Below are 3,126 nucleotides of genomic sequence, written 5' to 3'. Positions count from 1 at the left end.
TGGCTTCTGCAGTTTTATTTTTCTTTTCCATCTCAGCCTTTTGCCGACGTGATTCTTTGGGATCTGCAATCAAGGGACGATAGATCTCAATGCGATCTTTTGGACTGAGCGTGGCATTCAACTTACAGATTTTGCCGAAAATCCCGACTTTATCTGTTTCAAGATTGATTTGTGGATAACGTTCCAGAATACCGGAGCGTTTAACGGCTTGTTCCACAGTAGTGTTATCCGGAACTTCCAATGACAAAATCACCTGTTCATCCGGCAGGGCGTAGGCCACTTCTACGGTGATTAATTCAGCGTTAGCGTGTTCCATAAATTTCTCTGGCTCGTACACAAAAAGCTTCAACTAATGAACCGGATATCTGAGTGAATACCGGACCCAATGCCAAATCCAGCAAACGGGTGGAAAATTCAAAATCCATATCCAGCTGTACCCGGCAGCCTTCATTATCCCCAATCGGACTGAACTGCCAGAATCCTTCTAAATGACGGAATGGACCATCAATCAGCTCAATACGGATGGATTCACCATGTTGCAGTGTATTGCGGGTAGAAAATTCATGATGAATACCCCCTTTTGCAATATCCAGCGTGGCACAAATCACCTTATCATTCTTACTGATAATTTTACTGTCACGGCACCAGGGAAGAAAACTTGGGTAAGCTTCCACATCGTTGACCAGATCAAACATCTGGTCCGGCGAATACATCACCAGTGAACTGCGCGTAATTGTTGTCATTGAGTATTTCTACTGACCTCTAATCAATGTAATCAAAAGATGAAATCCAATACGCCCGTCAAACTTACGAATACAACAAAAATCGCTATTGGTGTGACATAACGAACCAAAAAGCGCCATTCGTGATAAATCAGGTTGGATTTAATCCCCAGCTCTTCCTGAGTACTGCGTTGCGACATGATCCATCCGGCAAATATCGCAATGAGCATGCCGCCCAAAGGCAACATAATATTGGCAGTCAGATAATCCAGCAACTCAAAGGCTGTCATATCAAACCAAGTCCAGTCTTTCAACAGATTAAATGAGAACAAGCTTAACAGCCCTAACAGCCAGACCAATATACCCACCCAGATGCAGGCATTAAGCCGTTTTATCTCAAAGTTTTCGACCAGCCAGGTGACCACCGGCTCGACCAATGAAATCGCTGAACTCAGAGCTGCAAATACCAGCAACAAAAAGAACATGGCACCAAAAAATGCGCCATTCTCCATATGACCAAAGGCAATGGGCAGCGTTTCAAAAATCAGACTTGGTCCGGCGCCGGGTGACATTTCATTGGCAAACACCAATGGAAAAATCGCCAATCCAGCCAGGATCGCCACAGCCGTATCCATAAAGGAAATCGCCAGAGAGACTTTAAAAATAGAGGCTTTCTGGGGCAGGTACGAACCATAAACCATAATGGCACCCATGCCCAGGCTTAGCGTGAAAAACGCATGTCCCATCGCCGTTAGAATACCCTCAGTGGTCAGCTTGGAAAAATCCGGTTTGAACATAAAGTTTACCGCTTGATCAAAATACACCCCGGTTTGATAAGCATAAGCGACCAGAATCAGCAGGATTAAAAATAAAGAGGGCATTAAAAAGCGTACTGATTTTTCCAGACCATGTTGTACACCACGACTGACAATCATCATGGTCAGCATCATAAAAATCGTATGCCAGGCTAAAAGTTTTTCTGGATCTTTCACTAACGACAGATGTAAGTTCCGCGCACCATCAGCCGTCACACCTTCAAATACCCCAAACAATAAGCGAGGAACATAAGCAATTGCCTGACCGGCAATCACGCTGTAATAAGAAAGGATTAAAAAGCCGGCCAAAACGCCAGCGAAACCAAGATATTTCCACAGGGATGAGGCTTTTTCTTCTTCAGCCAGACTGGCCAGACTGTTAAAAGGGTTTTGTCGACCGCGTCGACCAATCAGAATTTCCGCCATCATGATGGGAACACCGATGGCAAAGATACAGGCAAGATAAACCAGAACAAATGCGCCGCCGCCATATTCCCCAGCGATATAGGGAAATTTCCAGATATTTCCGAGGCCAACAGCCGCCCCCGTTGCTGCGAGAATGAAGGCCCAGCGTGATGTCCACTCACCATGAACCGATTTTAACGGTCTACTCATATCACACTCATTAAAAATAAATAGTCTCGATTCTGGGCGAATTTCCTAAAATGCTCAAGCCAAGCAGCAATCTGCCCATGTATAATGCCGCGATGGCCACCAAGAAAAAACCACAAAACACAGATAACACTATCGCCCGTAACCGGAAAGCGCGTCATGAATTTTTTATAGAAGAAAAATTCGAGGCGGGTTTGGTGCTGGAGGGTTGGGAAGTCAAAAGCTTACGTGAAGGCAAAGCTCAGCTGAGTGATAGCTACGTGCTGATTCGTCATGGCGAAGCCTGGTTAGCCAATGCATTAATTACCGCATTGAAAACAGCTTCCACTCACGTCGTTCCAGAACCCCAACGCGACCGTAAACTGCTGCTCAATCGTAACGAGCTAAATAAGCTGATTGGCGCAGTTGAGCGCAAAGGCTACACATTGATCCCCCTTGCCATGTATTGGAAGCGGGGCAAGGCCAAGGTCGAAATTGCATTGGCTAAAGGCAAGCAAATGCACGACAAACGCGCCACCATGAAAGAACGTGATTGGCAGCGTGATAAAGAACGACTGTTTAAAAATATTTAAAGAGATCGTCACGGAACTTTAAAATCCGTATAATGACTAACGTACAACAAACTTTGGGGGCGACCTGGCTTCGACGCGGGTTACGAAACCTAAGGTGCATGCCGAGTACTCCAGTTCTTCTCGTAAAAAAGATTGGAAAAATATAGTTGCTAACGATAACAACTACGCACTAGCTGCTTAATAACCAGTGAATGCCGTCCGACCAGATCCGTGCTTGTGCGTCTGGTATCGGGCGTCGACTCTCACAAGATCGTCTTGACGTATGCTTGGTACTGATTGACTAAAACCTAACAAGATCGCTTCATGTTTTCCCTGTTCATCGGGTAGCTTGAAGTTAAATTAATAGATGAAATAAGCATGTAGAGCTGAAGGCAGAGGATTCGCGGACGCGGGTTCGATTCCCGC

Annotated in this window: 4 protein-coding genes and 1 other RNA gene; 2 read left to right on the top strand and 3 right to left on the bottom strand. The window is 45.4% G+C overall.

The features are described from left to right. From B3182_RS13930 to B3182_RS13920, 3 genes are all read right to left on the bottom strand, one after another. Positions 1-316: RnfH family protein (locus B3182_RS13930; RefSeq protein ID WP_292753151.1), on the bottom strand; the 316-nt coding region annotated here is incomplete at its 3' end. After that, complete coding sequence (locus B3182_RS13925) at positions 303-743, bottom strand: type II toxin-antitoxin system RatA family toxin (protein ID WP_292357532.1); 441 nt, start codon at positions 741-743, stop codon at positions 303-305. The genes B3182_RS13930 and B3182_RS13925, both read right to left, overlap by 14 nt. Before the next feature lie 32 nt (positions 744-775). Then, positions 776-2,152 carry a sodium-dependent transporter gene (locus tag B3182_RS13920; RefSeq protein ID WP_292357530.1) on the bottom strand — a complete coding sequence of 459 codons (1,377 nt, stop codon included), beginning with the start codon at positions 2,150-2,152 and terminating at the stop codon, positions 776-778. A gap of 92 nt (positions 2,153-2,244) precedes the next feature. On the opposite strand from B3182_RS13920, the gene smpB reads away from it, so the two are divergent. Next, a complete protein-coding gene (gene smpB / locus B3182_RS13915; RefSeq protein WP_292357723.1) occupies positions 2,245-2,721 on the top strand; it encodes an SsrA-binding protein SmpB in 477 nt (158 codons plus the stop codon). Positions 2,722-2,784: 63 nt separating this feature from the next. Continuing rightward, positions 2,785-3,126: a transfer-messenger RNA gene (ssrA, locus tag B3182_RS13910) on the top strand.

The sequence above is a fragment of the Methylophaga sp. UBA4204 genome (genome assembly GCF_002379485.1).
Lineage (GTDB): Bacteria > Pseudomonadota > Gammaproteobacteria > Nitrosococcales > Methylophagaceae > Methylophaga.
The sequence above is the reverse complement of the archived record's forward strand: the minus strand, read 5'-3'. Positions and strand labels throughout refer to the sequence as shown.

Coding starts and splice junctions, on each gene's coding strand:
- B3182_RS13925 (WP_292357532.1), bottom strand. CDS start 743: ATGACAACAATTACGCGCAGTTCACTGGTGATGTATTCGCCGGACCAG.
- B3182_RS13920 (WP_292357530.1), bottom strand. CDS start 2,152: ATGAGTAGACCGTTAAAATCGGTTCATGGTGAGTGGACATCACGCTGG.
- smpB (WP_292357723.1), top strand. CDS start 2,245: ATGGCCACCAAGAAAAAACCACAAAACACAGATAACACTATCGCCCGT.